This is a genomic window from Acidobacteriota bacterium, assembly GCA_020845575.1.
GTDB lineage: Bacteria > Acidobacteriota > Vicinamibacteria > Vicinamibacterales > Vicinamibacteraceae > Luteitalea.
The window spans coordinates 57820-74278 of sequence record JADLFL010000024.1; the positions used below are offsets into that span (position 1 = coordinate 57820).

Genomic DNA, 16459 nt, shown 5'->3' on the forward strand with positions numbered 1-16459 from the left:
GCCGCGAACACTGGTCTCCACAGCCGGAGCCGGCTGGGCCTGCAACCGGTGGGCGGATGGCTGAAATTGGTAGGCACGGGCGGAATCGAACCGCCGACCTCCTGCGTGTCAAGCAGGCGCTCTAACCCCTGAGCTACGCGCCTATAGCCGTTCGCACACGTCCATGTGCGAACGCCCATGGTACAGCGGAGCCGTTGGAACACGCAAGATTTCACGTGTGCGACGACCCGATCTCGTCCATGTGGCGTCTTCTATGCCGCGGCCCTGGCAGGAGCCTGGCCCGTGGCCGTTTCGATGGCCTTGTCGAGGATGGGATCCTCGGTGGGCGGCGGCGCGCCGAACTCGACGTCCGGCTCGGCGACCGGCACGGCCGGCACCAACCCCGTGCCGTGGATGGCCGTGCCTTTCGGCGTCAGCCAGCGGGCGTGGGTCAGCCAGAGCGCGCTGCCGTCTGGCAGCTTGACCAGTTTCTGCGCCGCGGCCCTGCCGAGCGTCCGCTCGCCGACGGTCTTCGCCCTGTCGTTGTCCACCAGCGCCGCCGCGAACACCTCGGCCGCTTGCGACGTGCCGTTGGTGGTCAGCAGGGTGACAGGCATCGTGATGGCACCGTCGCCGGTCTGCGCCTCGGTCTTCTGCTGCCCCTGCCCGCGGGCTTCGAGGATCGCCAGCGTGCCCGACTTCACGAACAGGCGCGCGGTGTCCACGCCGAGCGCCGGCTCGCCGTCGGTGGTGTGGCGCAGGTCGATGAGCACCTGCGTGGCACCCTGCTTGGTGACGTCGGTCACCGCCTGCTTCACGCGGGCCGCCGTCTGCGTGCTGAACGCCGGTACCCGTACCAGCCCCACCCCGGGTGCCACGATGCGGGTGGTGACGGCCGGGTCGAGCGGCGCCGCGCGCGTGAGGGGAACTTCGTGCACGTCCGTCTGGCTGCCGCGCAGCACGGTGAGCGCCACGCTGGATCCGACAGCCCCCCGCAGCAGGCGCTCGCCTTCGTGGACCGACATGTGGCGCGTGGACTTGCCGTCGATCGCCCTGATGTAGTCGCCCGTGTGCAGGCCGGCCTTGGCCGCGGGCGAACCGTCGCGCGCCGCCACCACGCGCAGGTAGTACTGGCGCGTGAGCGCGATCCCCGTCACGCCGGGTGCAGCGGATGCGGGGGCGTCGAGCAGCTTCACCTGCGCGGCGTCGAGATAGGAGCTGTCGGGGTCGAGCCCTTCGGCCAGCCCGAGCATCGCGCCGTCGAGCACCGTCTCCGGGTTCGGTTCCTCGACATAGCTGCCGAAGATGAGCGACACGACATCGTCGAACACGCGCAGGTGCGGGTATGCACCCGGCGCTGAGCGCTGCTGGCCGAGCAGGCCGCCAACGAGAGTGAACACGACCAGCGGTGTCGTGAGCGTCAGGACGAGAAGTCGCGTGCGCGTGGTCATCGTGGAGCCGGTGCGAGCCATTGTAGGGGATCGACGGGACGACCGTCGACGCGCACCTCGAGGTACAGCGCCGACACGCCGTCTGGCGCGTCCCCCACGTCGCCGACGATGACGCCGGCGTCGAGTGTGGCTCCCCGTTGGACGTGTATCGACGACAGGTAGCCGTACAGCGAGAACGATTGCTGGCCGTGATCGAGGATGACCAGCTGCCCGAACCCGGTGAACGGCCCCGCGAACACGACGGTGCCCGGATGGATCGCACGCACGGGTGTGCCCGACGGCGAACCGATGGTGACCCCGTTGTTGACGATGCTCGTGCCGAACCGCGGGTCGCGCTGGCGACCGAAGCGTCCGGCGATCGACCCGCCGGCGAGCGGCCAGGGCAACTGGCGTCGCCGTGTGGTCAACGGGACCTGCTGGACGGGAGTCGGCGCCGCCACCGGCGTGCGACCAGCCATCGATGCGTCGAGCTTCGCCCGTGCGGCCACGAGTTCGGCGAGCCAGCGCTCGCGCTGGCCTGTTTCCATCTCGAGCGACGAGAGCAATTCCTGCTTGCGCGCATACGCGATCTGCGCGGCCATCGCGCGGGCGCGGGCTTCGGCCTGGAGCGCGCGCGACTCGTCGCGTCGAGTGGCGAGTTGGCTGCGCGTGTCGGCCAGTGCCTTGGCCGTACGCGCGTACGCGTCGAGCCGTCGCCCATCGTCTTTGGCAAGGTAGTTCATGAGGCGCGCCGCGCGTGACACGTCACGTGCGCTCGACGCGTTCCACGCGATGCGGGCGTAGCCGACGCGACCAAGGCGCTGCAGCCTGCGCAGCCGCGCGGCCACCGCCGGACGTTCCTCGTCGAGCGTCTGCTGGAGGGTCGCCTCGCGCGCGACGAGGACCGAGAGTTCGGCTTCGATCTGCGCCAGACTCTGACGGGCTTCCGCCTCCCTCGCGCGCTGGAGGTCGCGTTCGACGTCGAGGCGGCGCAACTCGTCGAGGACCGATGCCGACTGTTGCTTCAGCCCTTCGGCCTCGCGGGCGAGCGCGGCGATGCGTTCCCGCGTGGCCTGCCTGGCCCTGGCGGCTTCGGCCGCCTGCACGAGCGCCGACGGTCCCGACGTGCCCTCGGCCGGCGTCGTCGGCGACGGCTGTTGCAGCGACTGCAGTTGTGCGGTCAGCAGCGCCGCGAGCCAGAACGCACCCACGACGGCAGTATCGGCCGGAACCGGGCGCCGTATTACCCTTGCCACGTGCGCGTGCTGGCCTTCGACCTCGGTGCCCGGCGGACCGGCGTGGCCATCAGCGACGCGTCAGGGACGCTGGCCCGTCCGCTGGAGATCGTGCGCGGCACGTCGCTGAAGGCGCAGTGGGCGTTGCTGCTCGAGGTCATCGCCCGCGCGCAGTCGGAAGACGATCCGATCGAGGCGATCGTCGTGGGCGTGCCGCGACGCCTCGACGGGTCGGACACCGACTTCACGCCGGCGACGCTCGACGTCATCGCCCGCCTGTCGCGCCATCTCACGATTCCCGTGATTCCGTTCGACGAGCGGCTCACCAGCGTTGAGGCCGAAGCGCGGCTCGCGGAACGCGAGCGCGACTGGCGACGTCGAAAGGCCGTGCTGGATGCCGCGGCCGCTGCCGTGCTGCTGCAGGACTATCTCGATTCCCGTCAAAGGACCCCCACCGCGTGAAGCGTGCGCTCCTCGTTCTGACATGTCTGTTGCTGCTGGCCGTCGCGGCCGTGGCTGTCGTGGCGTACGTGGTGGTGCGACGCGCGGCCGAGCCCCACGGCGCGTTCGCCGGTGAGCAGTTCGTGGAGATTCCCTCGGGCGAGAGCACGCGAGGGATCGGCCGTCGGCTCATCGCGGCGGGTGTCATCCGCGACGACCTGACGTTCAGGCTCGCCCTGCGCTGGTATGGCGCGGGCCGCTCACTCAAGGCGGGGGAGTACCGGTTCACCGAGCCCGTCACGCCCGCTGCCGTGATCGATCGCCTTGCGCGCGGCGACGTCTATCTCGTGCCGCTCACGTTCCCGGAAGGACTCACGGTCGAGGAGATGGCGCAGCTCTTCGGGCAGAGCGGACTCGGATCGGCCGAGGCGTTCGTCGCGGCCGCCAGGAACCCCGCGCCGATCGCGGCCATCGATCCCGAGGCCGACACGCTCGAAGGGTATCTGTTCCCGGATACGTACAGCCTGCCGCGTCAGGTGGATGCGGCGGCTGTCGTCGACCGGATGGTGCGCCGCTTCACGTCGGTGTTCGACCAGGACATGCGCGCACGCGCGAAGGCCACCGGACTGACGGTGCGGCAGATCATGTCCATCGCGGCGCTGGTGGAGAAGGAGACGGCGCGCGGCGACGAGCGCGGACTGGTGGCGGCGGTGTACCGCAACCGCTTCCGCATCGGCATGCCGATGCAGGCCGATCCGACGGTCATCTACGCGCTCAAGCGCGCCGGCCGCTGGAACGGCAACATCCGCAAGGCCGACCTCCAGTTCGACTCGCCGTACAACACGTACCGCTATCCGGGCTTGCCTCCAGGCCCGATCGCCTCACCGGGTCGTGCGTCGATCGAAGCCACCATCGCGCCGGCGGACGTCGACTATCTCTACTTTGTCAGCCGCAACGACGGCTCCCACGAATTCGCCAGCAGCCTCGCCGCCCACAACCGCAACGTCCAGACGTGGCAGATCGCGTACTTCAGGCGGAAGCGATAGGAGTGCGGTCGGGCCCGGAGGGCCGACCCTACCTATCGCCGCAGTGGGTAGGCCGGCTCTCCGAACCCGGCCGTTCACCGTTCGGCCCAACGCAACTTCTGTCTGAGGACCTGGAAATAGGTGTGGGCGGCGGGCTTGAGGAGGCGGAGGGCGTACGGGGCGCGGCCGATGGCGACGCTGTCGTCGGGGCCGAGCATGTCGCCAATCTGGCCGTCGAAGGTGACAAACGTCTCTTCGCGTGACGATCGCGCCGTCTCTCCCGCCACCACGATCTCCAGCGCGACCGACGCGGGCAGCACCACGGGACGGTTGGTGAGCGTGTGCGGCGCGATGGGCGTGAGCACGAGAGCGTCGACGCCCGGGTGCACGATCGGCCCTCCTGCCGACAGGTTGTACGCGGTCGATCCGGTCGGCGACGCGACGATGAGGCCGTCGGCCTTGAAGCGCGCGATCAACTGTCCATCGGCAGACGCGACGAGATCGATGATGCGCGACAGCGCGCCCTTGGTGATCACCACGTCGTTGAGTGCGAGGTGCCGCACGCGGGTGCCGTCGGCGCGCCGCACCGTCGCCTCGAGCATCATGCGCCGCTCTTCGCGTGCCGTGCCGTCGAGCGCCTGCGTGAGCGCCTCGAACGTCTCGGTCATGCGCACTTCGGTGAGGAAGCCGAGGCTGCCGAAGTTCACCGCCACGACGGGCACGTCGTAGCCGCCCGTGCCGAGACGGCCGGCGGTGCCAAGCAGCGTGCCATCGCCGCCGAGCACCACCATCAACTGTTCATCGCGTCCGAGGACGGCCGCGTCACACACCTCACCAGGCAGGGCCTGGCCGGCCAGCGCTGCCGTCGATGCCTCGTAACACGGCGTGACGCCGCGAGCGACCAGCCACGTGCCGATCTCGCCGAGGAGCGACGACGCCTGGGTCAGGCCGGGTTTGGCGACGATGCCGGCGCGGCGGATGGGGGACGTCATGCACGACTCCTGAAGTGGACGAGCCACTCGCGATTGCCTTCCATGCCTTCGATCGGCGACGGCACATGCCCGACCGCCGTCAGCCCCAGGTCCTCGGCCGCACCGATGATCTCGGCGAGCACGCGCTGGCGCACGCCCTCGTCGCGCACCACGCCCTGCCCGACTTCGTCACGCCCGGCCTCGAACTGCGGCTTCACGAGCGTCACCACGTCGGCACCCGGCCGCAACAGCGGCGGCACGACCGGGAGAATGTACCGCAGGGAGATGAACGAGACGTCGGCCGTCACGATGTCGAACGCGCGACGGCCCGGCGGCAGCGCGTCGGCCGTGAGGTAGCGCGCGTTGATGCGTTCGAGACACGTGACGCGTGGATCGGACCGCAGCCGCCAGTCCATCTGGTTGTGCCCGACGTCGATCGCCACCACGTGCGCGGCGCCGCGCCGCAGCAGGACGTCTGTGAATCCGCCCGTCGACGCGCCGATGTCGAGGGCGTCGCGCCCCTCGCACGCGATGCCGAACGTATCGAGGGCGTGTACCAGCTTGAGCGCGCCACGGCCGACGTACGGATGATCGGCCTGCCGCACCTGGACGTCGGCGTCCTGGCGCACGAGGTGCCCCGGCTTGGGCGGTGCTGACGTGCCGGGCAGGGAGACGTGTCCGGCGAGGATCAGCGCCCGCGCGCGTTCGCGTGATGGCGCGACGCCGCGCTGCACGAGCAGCGCATCGAGGCGCACGCGGGGAAGGCGTGCGTCGGTCACTGGCGGCGGGTGAGCGTCCAGTCGAGGATGGCGGGCAGGTGGCCCGAGAGGTCCGCGCGGGTCAGCGCGGCGTGACCGCGTTCGGCGCATTCGCGCGCACGCTGCCGGCTGCCCTCGACGCCGAAGAGCGCGGGATAGGTGAGCTTGCCCGAGGCCTCGTCCTTGCCGGCGCTCTTGCCGAGCGATGCCGCATCTCCCTCCACGTCCAGCACATCGTCCACGATCTGGAAGCAGAGCCCGAGTTCGATGGCGTACGCGTCGACGGCTGCCACCTGATCGGGTGTACCGCCGGCCATGATCGCGCCAGCGCCCGTCGCGGCGCGGATGAGGGCGCCTGTCTTGCGCGCGTGGATGTCCTGCAGCCGCTGCAGATCGTCATCGAGCCGCTCCTGCCGCGGCGCGCCTTCCCACTGCAGGTCGAGCACCTGTCCGCCCACCATGCCCCACGCCCCGGCGCCGCGCGCGATGAGCGCGATCGTCTGGAGCTTGCGTGTGGCGATGGCCGGACCGTCGATGGCCGGTTCACGCGCGATGAGTGTGAACGCTTCGGTGAGGAGGCCGTCGCCGGAGAGGATCGCGAGCGCGTCGCCGTACACGACGTGCGCCGTCGGACGTCCACGTCGCAGCGTGTCGTTGTCCATCGCGGGCAGGTCGTCGTGGACGAGCGAGTAGGTGTGGATCATCTCCAGGGCGCAGGCGGCAGGCAGCGCCAGCGCGCGCGCGTCGGGATGTCCGAGGCCGACGGCGTCTGCCGCGGCGAGCGTCAGCACCGGACGCATGCGCTTGCCGCCAGCGAGCAGGCTGTACTGCATCGCCTCGTGCAGGCGCGGTGGACAGTCGGGCGGGGCCGGCAGCCACGCGAGGAGCGCGCGCGCGACGTCGCGGCGACAGCCCTCGGCGAACTCGTCGAATGGTGTGCTCATTCGCCGTCGTTGGTACGCGATGCGAGGGCCTTGTCGAACGCCGCCGTCTCGTCGCGCAGCGAACCGTTCTGCGTGAGCACGGTGATGCGGCGCTCCGCGTCAGCGAGCCGATCGTGGCAGAAGCGCGAGAGCGTGACGCCGCGCTCGAACAACGCGAGCGACTGCTCGAGCGGCAGGTCACCCTGTTCGAGCGTACGGACGATGGAGTCGAGCTCGGTGATGGCCTGCTCGAAATCTGTGGGATCGGTCATGGGCGTGGCGGGGAATCGGGACTGGTGGCGGCGACGTCGCATTGCAGCATGCCGTCGCTCACTTGCACATGAACGCGATCGCCGGTCGACACGCCAGCCACGCTGCGCACGACGGTCTGGCCCGGTGTGTCCCAGCAGATGGCGTAGCCGCGTGCGAGCGTACGGAGCGGACTCAGCGCATCGAGCTGACCCGAGAGCGACGACACCCGGCGGTCGCCCGTGTGCAGCGTGCGCGTGAGCGCGGCCAGGCCGCGGCCGATCAGGTGATCGACGCGACGGCCAGACTGCGCAACGCGAGCATCGAGGCCCACGCGGGCCAGGCGCTCGCGGCTGGCCTGCAGCCGTGCGTGCGCGGCCGCACGTCGCGTGGTCATCGCGCTGCGCAGACGATCGTCGATCTGGGTGAGTCGCCTGACGCGCGTCACGAGCTGACGCTGCGGATGCTGCTCGTCGAGCCGCGCGGCAAGGTCCGCGAGTCGACGCGTGCGGCGCGCGGTGCGCTCACGCCACGCGTGCGCGAGGCGATCGGTGAGCTCCACGCGCAGGCGATCGCGGTGGCGGATCTCGTCGCGGTAGTGCGCGAAGCCGGGACGGCCTTCGATGCGCAGGAGGCGCGTGCGCTGCCTGTCGAGCCGGCTGCCGAGGAGCAGCGCCATCTGGCGTTGCGCGCCCGCGAGACGGTCGCGGAAGTCACTGGCCTGGCGCACGACGATCTCGGCGGCCTGTGATGGCGTGGCCGCTCGCACGTCGGCCACGTAGTCGGCCAGCGTCGTGTCGACTTCATGACCGACCGCGGCAATCACCGGCACGGGTGCCGCCGCGACGGCGCGCGCGACGGTTTCCTCGTTGAACGCCCAGAGGTCCTCGGTCGATCCACCGCCGCGGCCCACGATGATCACGTCGACGTCGGGTACGCGCGCCACGCGCGCGATCGCCCTCGCGATGTCGACGCTCGCGCCCTCGCCCTGCACACGGGTCGGCGCGATGACGATGTCGGCGGGCGCGCGGCGGGTGCGCAGCACGCGCAGGATGTCGCGTACGGCAGCGCCGTCGAGCGATGTCACCACGCCGATGCGGCGCGGCAGCATCGGCAGAGCTCTCTTGCGTGCCGGGTCGAACAGACCTTCCGCCTGCAGGCGCTTCTTGAGTTGATCGAGCGCGAGCTGACGTGCGCCCGCCCCCTTCGGCTCGATGCTGTCGACGATGAGTTGATAGCGGCCGCGGGGGACGTAGACCGAGAGGCGCCCCTTCACGAGCACGTGCAGGCCGGTGGTCAGCTTGAAGCGCAGGCGCGCGGCGTCCGTCCGCCACAGCACTGCCGACACCTGCGCGCCACCGTCCTTCAGCGTGAAGTAGACGTTGCCCTGCGATGGGGTGCAGTCGGCGATCTCGCCCTCCACCCAGACGCGTCCGAAGGTGCCTTCGAGCGACTGCCGTACGGCATGCGTGAGCTCGCTGACGGTGTACGTGCGCGGCCGGCGCGGCTCCTGTCGCTCGCTCTCGCGCTCGACGAATCCGGTGCCCGGTGCCCGGTGCCCGGTGCCCGATTCACGAGGGCGTTCGGCAGGTCGCGTGGTCGTTCGTTCGTTTCGGGCACCCACAAGGGGTGCCCCTGCATCTGCCTGACGACCGTCGGGTGCCCCTGCATCCGTCGGACGATTGTCTGGTGCTGGCTCGTCCTCGAACGGGAGGTCGAAGAGCGAACTCACCCCAGGTCCTCGATGTCTGTGGGGGTGAGACTGAGGCGCTCGATGGCTGTCGCGCGCCCGCTGGCGTCGGCGGTGACGATCACGCCGTGCAGGCGCGGCATGCCGCTCGCCGTATCGAACTTCGACGGCAGGCCCGTGAGGAACCGACTGATGACGGGACCGCGTTCGACACCTATCACGCCGTCGTGTGGCCCGGTCATGCCGACATCCGTGCAGTACGCGGTGCCGCCCGGCAGCACCTGCGCGTCTGCCGTCTGCACGTGTGTGTGCGTGCCGACCACCGCCGTGGCGAGGCCGTCGAGATGCCAGCCCATCGCCACCTTCTCGGACGTCGCTTCCGCGTGGAAGTCCACGAACACGACGTCGGTGTGGGCCTTGAGGCGCTCGACTTCCGCGCGGCCGTTCGTGAACGGATCGTCGATGGCCGTCATGAACACGCGGCCCATCAGGTTCAGCACGCCCACGCGCAGGCCCGCCGGTGTGGTGACGACCGTCGACCCGCGTCCAGGCGTACCCGCCGGATAGTTGAACGGACGCAGAAGCCGCGGCTCATCGTCGATGAACGCGAGGATTTCGCGCTTGTCCCACACGTGGTTGCCGGACGTGAGGACGGCGATCCCGGCGTCGAAGAGCTCCTTCGAAATCTCCCGCGTGATGCCGAAACCGCCGGCACTGTTCTCGCCGTTGGCGATCACCACGTCGATGTCGCGCGCCCGCACGAGCGCAGGCACGCCGCGCTTGACGAGATCGCGCCCGACCTTGGCGAAGATGTCGCCGATGAACAGGATGCGCATGCGCGCCTAGACGACTTTCTCGATCGGGATCACGAATTCGTGCCCGTTGTTGAGCAGCGGAAGCCGCACTCGCAGTTCCCCTTCGGCCATCGTCGCGCGGGCCTTGCCCAGGTCGAGCGTGGCCGAGATCCGGACCGCGCGGGCGAAGCGTCCGAAGCTGCGCTCCACCAGGTGGAACGACGTGGTCCGTGCAGAGGGGCCGGCCGCCGGCCATTTGCATCCGGCGATCACCAGCGTGTTGTTCTTGAACAGGACCCTGACATCGTCGGGCGCCACACCTGCCAGATCCATCACGACCTCGACGGCATCCCCGCGTTCGACGACGTCCATCGGTGGGGCGTACAGCCCGCCTGGCGCGGCATCGTGCGCGTGCTGCAGGTCCTCGAAGAGACGGCGCACCTCGTCAGCGAGCTCGGCGGCCTCCGGAAACGACAGCATCCCGCGATGATCGCACAAAGAGACCGGCAACCGGCAATGGGCAACCGGCAACCGGCCAGCCTCCGCGCTGACGCGCTACGGCGCGGCAGGCCACCGGGGGGCAGATGGAGCGAACGGGTTTCAACCCGTTCGTCACGCAAGGGGTTGAAAGCCCCTGACCTCCGTTTGAGTTCGTTAAATATGATTCAATCGCACTCATATTAAATGCTTTGATTTCGCTCACTATGGCTGCTATGCTGTCTCTCGTGCCGCTTCGCCGGATGGTCGGCGGGGCGGGGAAGACATATGGACATGGGCAACAGGTGGCCTGCAGAGCCGCCTGGGTGTCGAAGGAGAGAGACATGAGCATGGTGCGATTCGACCCGTTCAACGAGCTGGCCACGATGCAGGACCGCATCAACCGGATCTTCGGCGACGCGTACACGCGGCGACTGGACGACGGCGGGCTGACGCAGCGGGGTGAGTGGCTCCCGGTGGTGGACATCTTCGAGAACGCCAACCAGGAGATCGTGCTGAAGGCCGAACTGCCTGGCATCGCGCGCGAGGACAGCGACGTGCGCGTGGAGAACAACACGCTGACGCTGCGCGGCGAGCGCAAGCGGGAGAGCGAGGTGACGCAGGAGCAGTACCACCGCGTGGAGCGTTCCTACGGTGCGTTCACCCGTTCGTTCTCGCTGCCGTCGCGCATCGACACCGAAAAGGTGAAGGCGGAGTTCAAGGACGGCGTGCTGTCGATCACGCTGCCGGTGAAGGCCGAGGCCAAGCCGCGCCAGATCGACGTTGCCGTCAGCTAGCCAGATTGCAGGAGGGCCGGACTGGTTCAGCGGTTGCCGGTTGCCGGCTGAACCCGTCCGGCCCTGTGTTCGTCAGATTCGCGCAGGGGGAAGATCCGTTATGACGACGCTGTTCGTGATGGGGTGCGCGATGGTGGCGATGCTGGTGGTGGCCGGGTTGGCGATGGCCTGGACCGCCGTGCGAGCCGTGCTCTGGCTCGTCTTCCTGCCCCTCATGTTGCTGAAAGGGCTTCTGGGCATCGTGTTCGGGCTGATCTTCGGCGCGTTCGGGATCGCCGCGGGCCTGATCGCGACGGTGGTCGGCGTGGGCGTGGCGATGGTCGCGGTGCTGGCGGTCCTCGCGATTCCGCTCCTGCCGTTCCTGCTCGTGGCCGGCTTGGTCTGGCTCGCCTGGAAGGGCACCGCGGCCCTCGCCGCCGCCTGACACCCTGCTTCACGGACGCCGGCCGTCAGGCCGGCGTCACGAATGCGCCGCGGGCATCCTCATACGCCGCTGCCGCCCGCAGGAGCGCAGACTCGGCAAACGCCGGCGCCGTGAGGTGCAGGCCCACCGGCAGTCCCTGTCCATCGAGTCCGCACGGCACGCTGATGGCGGGAAGGCCCGACAGGTTGGCGCTGACGGTGAAGACGTCGGCCAGGTACATCTGCAGCGGGTCTTCCACCTTCTCACCCAGGCGAAACGCCGTTGTCGGTGCCGTGGGCGTGGCCACCACGTCGACGCTCGCGAACGCGCGTTCGTAGTCGCGCGCGATCAGCGTGCGCACCTGCTGCGCCTTCCTGTAGTACGCGTCGTAGTACCCGGCGCTGAGCACGTACGTGCCGAGCATGATGCGGCGCACGACCTCGGCGCCGAACCCTTCGCTGCGCGACGCGGCGTACATCGACGCGAGATCGTCGTACTCGCCCGGATCCGCGCGATGTCCATAGCGCACGCCATCGAAGCGTGCGAGATTCGCGCTCGCCTCCGCCGTCGCCACGAGGTAGTAGGTCGGGATCGCGTACTCGGCGTGCGGCAACTCGATGTCGTGCAGTGTGGCACCGCCGGTCACCATCACCTGCAGCGCGGCTTCCACCGAGGCGCGAACGTCGGGATCGACACCCTGCTCGATCAGCGCGCGCGGCACCCCCACGCGCAGGCCGCGCAGCGACGCACTGGCGGCGGGGACGTCGAACGGTGGGGCATCCACTGTCGTCGCGTCGCGTGGATCAGGTCCCGCGATGGCTGCCAGCACATGGGCGGCCTGCCGCACCGTCTGCGCGATCGGGCCCACCTGATCCAGCGACGACCCGTACGCGATGAGGCCGTATCGCGACACGCGACCGTATGTCGGCTTGAGACCCACCACGCCGCAGAACGACGCGGGCTGACGGATCGATCCGCCCGTATCCGATCCCAGCGACACGGCGACGGCCCCCGCCGCCACGATGGCCGCGGACCCGCCGCTCGACCCGCCCGGCGTGCGATCGTGCGCCCACGGATTGCGCACAGGCCCGTACGCGGAGTTCTCGTTCGACGATCCCATCGCGAACTCGTCGCAATTGGTCTTGGCGACGATGACGGCACCTGCCGCGTCGAGGCGCTCGACGACAGTGGCGTCGTACGGCGCGATGAACCGATCGAGCATGCGCGACCCGGCCGTCGTGCGTGTGCCACGCGCGCAGATGTTGTCCTTGATCGCGATGGGCACACCGGCGAGCGGCAGGCGCGCGCGCTCGGCCTCGTCCATGGCGTCGAGGGCGTCGGCGCGTTCGCGCGCACGCGCGTCGGTCACCGTGAGCACGGCGTTCAGGCTCTCGGCCCTCGCGATGGCCGCGAGCGCCGTTGCGCAGGCCGCGGATACCGTGGGGCCCGTCACGCGCAAGTCGATGCGGTTCATGCGCCAATCACCCGGGGCACGCGGAAGAGCCCCGCGCGCGTGTCGGCATCGGTGGCGTTGGCGAGGGCGTCCTGCACACCGAGCGACGATACGGGGGCGTCCGGACGGAGGTCGCGCTCGCCCTCGACGACGTGCGCGGTGAGTGGCACGCCGTCGGTCGCCACGGCCTGGAGGCGATCCACGTAGTCGAGGATCTGCGTGAGATCGGACGCGAGGCGTGCGCGCGATTCGTCGGTGAGACGCAGGTGTGCCAGCGCGGCGACGCGGTCGATGTCGTCGGGGTCGAATCGGGCCATCGGGCGTCATGGTACCGCGGACATTCGACCTACAATGACGCCCGTGCCGAATCGACGTGGTCTCCGTTTCGCGGCGTGCGCACTGCCGCTCGCCCTGGCCCTGATGGTGCCAGCCCCTGTCGCCGCGTGGGGGTTCGACGCCCACAAGTTCATAGCCGAGCGGGTCATCGCGCGCCTGCCGTCTGGCCTGCGCGAGATGTTCGAGCGGCAGCGCACGACGTTCATCGAGCACGCCATCGATCCCGATCTGTGGCGCAACGTGGGCTTCGAGGAGGAGCCGTCGCGGCATTTCCTCGACCTCGACGCGTACGGCGCCGCGCCGTTCGACGCGCTTCCGCGCAGCTACGACGAGGCAGTGGCCAAGTTCGGACCCGAGAAGGTCAACAAGGAAGGCACGCTGCCGTGGCGTGTCGCCGAAGTGCACGGACGTCTGCGGCGCACCTTCGAGCAACTCGCGCGGCCTGACGCGCCGGGCTACGCGCAGGACAACGCCGTGTTCTTCGCGTCCATCATGGGCCACTACATCGGCGACGCGCACGTGCCGTTCCACGCGATCGTCAACTACGACGGGCAGGCGACGGGACAGCTCGGCATCCACAGCCGGTTCGAGTCGGAGCTGTTCTCGCGCCTCGCGCCCACGCTCACGGTCAACCCGACGGCCATCGTGCCCGTCACCAACGCGCGCGACGCCGCGTTCGCCACGCTCATCGCGAGCGCCGCGCTCACCACGACGGTGCTCGAGGCGGATCGTCAGGCGATCGGCACAGGCGACCTGTACGACGACGGATACTTCACGCGCTTTGCCGAGGCTGGGGCGGGTCGCGTCCTGGAGCAGCGCATCAACGACGCGATCGCGTCTGTCGCCGCCCACATCATCGGCGCCTGGGAAGCTGCCGGAAAGCCCGACCTTTCGCAGCCCCGCGGTCCCCGCACCCCGCAGCGCCGCCGCGCGTCGAGACCGCCGACTCCCTGAGAATGCCGCGATGTCGCGATGACGGGAAGGCGGAGAGAATCATGTCCATGTCACTACTTCCAGCGCTGCTGCTCCTGACGCTCGGCATTGGCGTGCAGTCGTCGCCACTCTCGCTCGACGTGCGTGTGTTCCGTGGTGCCGTCGAGGTCACGCGAGACACGCACGTCACCGTGTTCCCTGCCGGCACGCGCACCAACGGGCAGGCCGCGCCGTTGGTGAGCAGCGGCGAACGGCAGGTGTCGCTGGCTGCGGGGCAGTACGACCTGCAACTCGTGCAGCACCACGAGGGGAAGGTCAGCGGCATCGCATGGACGACGCTGCGGTTGCTCGTCGACTACCCGGGTGAACGCGGACGTCACCTCGAAGTGCTGAACTTCGACAAGACGTTCGGGGCGCTGCAGATCCGCCGCGCCGGCCCAGCCGCTGCTGGCGCGCCGGCATGGAACGCGCGACTCGTGCGCAAGGACGGTTCGGAAGTCGCGCGCGGCGTGCCTGGCGAGGCGTATCAGGTGCTCGTCGCGCCGGCAGGCACGTACGACGTCGTGATCGAGCCGTCCGCCGGTGCCGCGCCCGTGCGGCTGACCGACGTCGAAGTCCGCGCGAACCTCACCTACGTCAGAACGTACTGATTCTTGCGGCCCGTCCTGGCGTGTACCTCGCAGGCCCGGTGCTATCGTAGATTCCGGTACGTTTCGCGATGTTCGACGTCTATCTCATTCCCATCGGCGACGGTCGGCTCGAGCCATACTGCGAGCCCGCCGACGACCACGACGCCGTCGACGCGCAGCAGCCGCGCGGCATGTTCCGGCGGCTCGTGGATCGCTTCAAGCAGATGCTGGCCGACGCGGAAGACGAGCGTCGGCGTCGCGCGCGCGGCGAAGCAGCACCCGACGCGGCGACATGGCTCGGCCGTCTCCAGCAGCGCACGCTGCGCCGTATCGCGGAGCACATCAACGAACAGCGCCTGCTCTGGCACCTGCGCCGGCACAGGCGCGCCACGCTGCACCATCCCGACGATGTCGCTCCGGAGTCGGCGCTGAAAGCGATGCGGACGTCGCTGCGCCGCGACAACGATCGCCACCTCCTGTGGCTGGTCGTCACGACCGTCCTGTTCGTCGTGTCGGGCGCGCTCGCCCTGGTCCCGGGGCCGAACGTCGTCGCGTACTTCCTCGGCTTCTTCGTCGTGGCCCGCTACCTCTCGTGGCGCGGTGCCCGGCATGGACTCACGGCCATCGCCTGGACGATGGTGGCCAGTCCGCCGCTGGCGGAACTGCGCGACGCGCTCGCGCTCTCGCGCGACGTCCGTGGTCCTGCCATCGATGACATCGCCCTGCGGCTCCGCCTCGAGGACCTGCCGCGGTTTGTGGCGCGCATGGTGCCAGACAGGCTCGCCACGCCCTGACGCACGTCTCGCGCGTGGCGGAGAACGCCGCGCCGGAGTACACTCCGCAGGCCGTGACGCTCCGTGAACTGGCCGACCTGCTCGACTGTCGCCTCGAGGGCGACGGCGCCCAGACCGTCACCCGCGTGGCCGCGCTCGAGGGCGCGGGCCCCGGCGACGTCTCCTTCTTCTCGAACCCGAAGTACGCCAGGGCGCTGGCCGCCACGCGCGCGACGGCGGTGATTGCCAGTGATGACGTGGCCGTGCCCGTCGCGGCGCTGCGCACGACACAGCCGTATGTCGCGTTCGCGCGCGCGCTGGCGCTCCTGCACCCGCAGCCGGCTCCACCTGTGGGCGTTCACGCCACGGCCGTGGTCGATGCGACAGCGGTGCTCGGCGTCGATGTATCGGTGGGGCCTTACGCGTGTGTCGGCGCGCGCGCCGTCATCGGTGCCCGGACCGCCGTCCGCGCGCACGTGTTCATCGGCGACGGGGCGGTGATCGGCGACGACTGTCTCCTGCATCCGCACGTCAGCATCCGTGAGCGGGTCACGCTCGGCCACCGCGTGGTGGTCCAGGATCACGCCGTGATCGGCAGCGACGGGTTCGGGTTCGCGGCCGACGCGACAGGCGCGATGCTCAAGATCCCGCAGGTGGGGACCGTCGTGGTGGGCGACGATGTGGAGGTCGGCGCGTTGACGGCGATCGACCGCCCGCCGATCGGTGCAACGGTGATCGGCGCCGGCACCAAGATCGACAACCTGGTCCAGATCGCGCACGGCGTCGAACTGGGCGAGCGGGTGATCCTCGTGTCGCAGGTGGGCATCGCCGGCAGCACGACCGTCGGCGCGGGCACCGTGCTGGCCGGGCAGGTGGGCGTGGCCGGGCACCTCACGATCGGCAGGGGCGTGCGCGCGACGGCGCAGACGGGCATCCCCAATTCGCTCCCCGACAAGGCGTTCGTCTCCGGATACCCGGCCATCGACAACCGCGACTGGCTCAAGGCGTCGGCGGTCTTCCGGACCCTCCCGGCGCTGCGCCAGCGCGTGGCCGCGCTCGAACGCCGCCTCGAGGCGCTGCAGTCGTCAGGGGCAGATGAGCCCGATCCGGACGGCCGGGCCGGGAGGGGCGACCCTGCCGAACGCGGCGGTGCGTAGGGCCGA

At 69.8% G+C, this 16459-nt stretch carries 19 protein-coding genes and 1 tRNA gene; 8 read left to right on the plus strand and 12 right to left on the minus strand.

Annotation, left to right across the window (positions count from 1 at the left end):
- Positions 1–67: 67 nt before the first annotated feature.
- The 3 genes from IT182_07630 to IT182_07640 form a co-directional block, all read right to left on the minus strand.
- A tRNA-Val gene (locus IT182_07630) sits at positions 68–143 on the minus strand.
- 108 nt (positions 144–251) lie between these two features.
- Complete coding sequence (locus IT182_07635) at positions 252–1451, minus strand: PDZ domain-containing protein (GenBank protein ID MCC6163204.1); 1200 nt, start codon at positions 1449–1451, stop codon at positions 252–254.
- Positions 1427–2620, minus strand: coding sequence for a peptidoglycan DD-metalloendopeptidase family protein (locus IT182_07640; GenBank protein MCC6163205.1), 1194 nt, complete (start codon positions 2618–2620; stop codon positions 1427–1429). The genes IT182_07635 and IT182_07640 overlap by 25 nt, the downstream gene beginning before the upstream one ends.
- Positions 2621–2665: 45 nt before the next feature.
- Between IT182_07640 and ruvX the strand changes: the two genes are divergently transcribed.
- Positions 2666–3106: a Holliday junction resolvase RuvX gene (gene ruvX / locus IT182_07645; GenBank protein MCC6163206.1), complete on the plus strand. Its 441-nt coding sequence runs from the start codon at positions 2666–2668 to the stop codon at positions 3104–3106.
- Positions 3103–4131, plus strand: coding sequence for an endolytic transglycosylase MltG (mltG, locus tag IT182_07650; protein MCC6163207.1), 1029 nt, complete (start codon positions 3103–3105; stop codon positions 4129–4131). The genes ruvX and mltG overlap by 4 nt, the downstream gene beginning before the upstream one ends.
- A gap of 74 nt (positions 4132–4205) precedes the next feature.
- Here mltG and IT182_07655 read toward each other — a convergent pair whose 3' ends face one another.
- From IT182_07655 to IT182_07685, 7 genes are read right to left on the minus strand one after another with little or no spacing between them, the layout of a single operon-like run.
- Positions 4206–5090 carry an NAD(+)/NADH kinase gene (locus IT182_07655; protein MCC6163208.1) on the minus strand — a complete coding sequence of 295 codons (885 nt, stop codon included), beginning with the start codon at positions 5088–5090 and terminating at the stop codon, positions 4206–4208.
- 8 nt (positions 5091–5098) lie between these two features.
- Positions 5099–5950: a TlyA family RNA methyltransferase gene (locus IT182_07660; GenBank protein ID MCC6163209.1), complete on the minus strand. Its 852-nt coding sequence runs from the start codon at positions 5948–5950 to the stop codon at positions 5099–5101.
- Entirely contained in the window at positions 5857–6783 is a 927-nt protein-coding gene (locus tag IT182_07665) for a polyprenyl synthetase family protein (GenBank protein ID MCC6163210.1), read from the minus strand. Before IT182_07665 ends, IT182_07660 begins: the two co-directional genes overlap by 94 nt.
- The gene (xseB, locus tag IT182_07670; protein ID MCC6163211.1) at positions 6780–7034 is read right to left on the minus strand and encodes an exodeoxyribonuclease VII small subunit; all 255 of its coding nucleotides are present in this window, start codon (positions 7032–7034) and stop codon (positions 6780–6782) included. Before xseB ends, IT182_07665 begins: the two co-directional genes overlap by 4 nt.
- Positions 7031–8743 (minus strand): exodeoxyribonuclease VII large subunit, encoded by a 1713-nt coding sequence (gene xseA / locus IT182_07675; protein ID MCC6163212.1) that lies wholly within the window; start codon positions 8741–8743, stop codon positions 7031–7033. The genes xseB and xseA overlap by 4 nt, the downstream gene beginning before the upstream one ends.
- Positions 8740–9537 carry a TIGR00282 family metallophosphoesterase gene (locus IT182_07680; GenBank protein ID MCC6163213.1) on the minus strand — a complete coding sequence of 266 codons (798 nt, stop codon included), beginning with the start codon at positions 9535–9537 and terminating at the stop codon, positions 8740–8742. The genes xseA and IT182_07680 overlap by 4 nt, the downstream gene beginning before the upstream one ends.
- A 6-nt stretch (positions 9538–9543) precedes the next feature.
- Entirely contained in the window at positions 9544–9975 is a 432-nt protein-coding gene (locus IT182_07685; GenBank protein ID MCC6163214.1) for an Hsp20/alpha crystallin family protein, read from the minus strand.
- Between the two features lie 341 nt (positions 9976–10316).
- Here IT182_07685 and IT182_07690 point away from each other — a divergent pair, with 341 nt between their 5' ends.
- Positions 10317–10769, plus strand: a complete 453-nt coding sequence (locus tag IT182_07690; GenBank protein MCC6163215.1) for an Hsp20/alpha crystallin family protein — start codon at positions 10317–10319, stop codon at positions 10767–10769.
- A gap of 214 nt (positions 10770–10983) precedes the next feature.
- Positions 10984–11193, plus strand: a complete 210-nt coding sequence (locus IT182_07695; GenBank protein MCC6163216.1) for a hypothetical protein — start codon at positions 10984–10986, stop codon at positions 11191–11193.
- Positions 11194–11218: 25 nt separating this feature from the next.
- Here IT182_07695 and gatA read toward each other — a convergent pair whose 3' ends face one another.
- Together gatA and gatC are read right to left on the minus strand one after the other, a co-directional pair.
- Positions 11219–12646 carry an Asp-tRNA(Asn)/Glu-tRNA(Gln) amidotransferase subunit GatA gene (gene gatA, locus IT182_07700; GenBank protein ID MCC6163217.1) on the minus strand — a complete coding sequence of 476 codons (1428 nt, stop codon included), beginning with the start codon at positions 12644–12646 and terminating at the stop codon, positions 11219–11221.
- Positions 12643–12942, minus strand: coding sequence for an Asp-tRNA(Asn)/Glu-tRNA(Gln) amidotransferase subunit GatC (gene gatC / locus IT182_07705; GenBank protein ID MCC6163218.1), 300 nt, complete (start codon positions 12940–12942; stop codon positions 12643–12645). Before gatC ends, gatA begins: the two co-directional genes overlap by 4 nt.
- 43 nt (positions 12943–12985) lie before the next feature.
- On the opposite strand from gatC, the gene IT182_07710 reads away from it, so the two are divergent.
- The 4 genes from IT182_07710 (at position 12986) to lpxD (ending at position 16453) form a co-directional block, all read left to right on the plus strand.
- On the plus strand, positions 12986–13915 hold the full coding sequence (locus tag IT182_07710) for a hypothetical protein (protein MCC6163219.1): 930 nt from the start codon (positions 12986–12988) through the stop codon (positions 13913–13915).
- 47 nt (positions 13916–13962) lie between these two features.
- The gene (locus IT182_07715; GenBank protein ID MCC6163220.1) at positions 13963–14544 is read left to right on the plus strand and encodes a hypothetical protein; all 582 of its coding nucleotides are present in this window, start codon (positions 13963–13965) and stop codon (positions 14542–14544) included.
- A gap of 68 nt (positions 14545–14612) precedes the next feature.
- Positions 14613–15317: a hypothetical protein gene (locus IT182_07720; protein ID MCC6163221.1), complete on the plus strand. Its 705-nt coding sequence runs from the start codon at positions 14613–14615 to the stop codon at positions 15315–15317.
- 14 nt (positions 15318–15331) lie between these two features.
- Entirely contained in the window at positions 15332–16453 is a 1122-nt protein-coding gene (lpxD, locus tag IT182_07725) for a UDP-3-O-(3-hydroxymyristoyl)glucosamine N-acyltransferase (protein MCC6163222.1), read from the plus strand.
- The last annotated feature ends 6 nt before the right edge of the window (positions 16454–16459 follow it).

What these genes read in the sequence shown, in the direction of transcription:
- IT182_07720 (MCC6163221.1), top strand. Translation starts at nt 14,613, where the DNA reads ATGTTCGACGTCTATCTCATTCCCATCGGCGACGGTCGGCTCGAGCCA.
- IT182_07690 (MCC6163215.1), top strand. Translation starts at nt 10,317, where the DNA reads ATGAGCATGGTGCGATTCGACCCGTTCAACGAGCTGGCCACGATGCAG.
- IT182_07635 (MCC6163204.1), bottom strand. Translation starts at nt 1,451, where the DNA reads ATGGCTCGCACCGGCTCCACGATGACCACGCGCACGCGACTTCTCGTC.
- IT182_07695 (MCC6163216.1), top strand. Translation starts at nt 10,984, where the DNA reads ATGTTGCTGAAAGGGCTTCTGGGCATCGTGTTCGGGCTGATCTTCGGC.
- IT182_07680 (MCC6163213.1), bottom strand. Translation starts at nt 9,537, where the DNA reads ATGCGCATCCTGTTCATCGGCGACATCTTCGCCAAGGTCGGGCGCGAT.
- IT182_07660 (MCC6163209.1), bottom strand. Translation starts at nt 5,950, where the DNA reads ATGCGCCGAACGCGGTCACGCCGCGCTGACCCGCGCGGACCTCTCGGG.
- gatC (MCC6163218.1), bottom strand. Translation starts at nt 12,942, where the DNA reads ATGGCCCGATTCGACCCCGACGACATCGACCGCGTCGCCGCGCTGGCA.
- IT182_07685 (MCC6163214.1), bottom strand. Translation starts at nt 9,975, where the DNA reads ATGCTGTCGTTTCCGGAGGCCGCCGAGCTCGCTGACGAGGTGCGCCGT.
- xseB (MCC6163211.1), bottom strand. Translation starts at nt 7,034, where the DNA reads ATGACCGATCCCACAGATTTCGAGCAGGCCATCACCGAGCTCGACTCC.
- IT182_07665 (MCC6163210.1), bottom strand. Translation starts at nt 6,783, where the DNA reads ATGAGCACACCATTCGACGAGTTCGCCGAGGGCTGTCGCCGCGACGTC.
- gatA (MCC6163217.1), bottom strand. Translation starts at nt 12,646, where the DNA reads ATGAACCGCATCGACTTGCGCGTGACGGGCCCCACGGTATCCGCGGCC.
- IT182_07715 (MCC6163220.1), top strand. Translation starts at nt 13,963, where the DNA reads ATGTCACTACTTCCAGCGCTGCTGCTCCTGACGCTCGGCATTGGCGTG.